The organism is Pseudomonas brassicacearum (assembly GCF_003732265.1).
GTDB classification, from domain to species: Bacteria; Pseudomonadota; Gammaproteobacteria; order Pseudomonadales; family Pseudomonadaceae; genus Aquipseudomonas; species Aquipseudomonas brassicacearum_D.
In genome coordinates this window covers 1-559 of sequence record NZ_MOBK01000477.1, presented here as the reverse complement: position 1 = coordinate 559, position 559 = coordinate 1, and the positions used below count along the sequence as shown (strand labels likewise).

Annotated in this window: 1 protein-coding gene; it reads right to left on the bottom strand. The window is 60.1% G+C overall.

Annotated features, from left to right (window positions below; translation table 11 throughout):
- Positions 1 to 559 (bottom strand): efflux RND transporter permease subunit (locus BK660_RS32345; protein WP_148057564.1); only part of this gene is annotated, 559 nt, incomplete at both ends.

Genomic DNA, 559 nt, shown 5'->3' with positions numbered 1-559 from the left:
GCGCGCGAAGCACAGGCCCAACCCGACCAGCAACACGACGTAAATCAGCAGATAACGGCCACTGCGTTTCAACGCATAGCCGACCCAGCCTTGATAACGATCGGTGAGGCGCTCGAAGCGGCGGTTGAACCAGCCGAAGAACCCGGACTTTTCATGATGCTCACCCTTGGCGATCGGCTTGAGCAGCGTCGCGCACAATGCCGGCGTCAGGGTCAGAGCAAGGAACGCCGAGAACAGAATCGACGTCGCCATCGACAGCGAGAACTGTTGGTAAATCACCCCGACCGAACCCTGCATGAACGCCATCGGAATGAACACCGCGACCAGCACCAGCGTGATGCCGATGATCGCGCCGGTGATCTGCGTCATGGCTTTGCGCGTGGCTTCCTTGTGCGACAGGCCCTCGGTGGCCATGATCCGTTCGACGTTCTCCACCACCACGATGGCGTCGTCCACCAGAATACCGATGGCCAGCACCATGCCGAACATGGTCAGCACGTTGATCGAGAAACCCAACGTCAGCATGGTCGCGAAGGTGCCCATCAATGCCACCGGCACC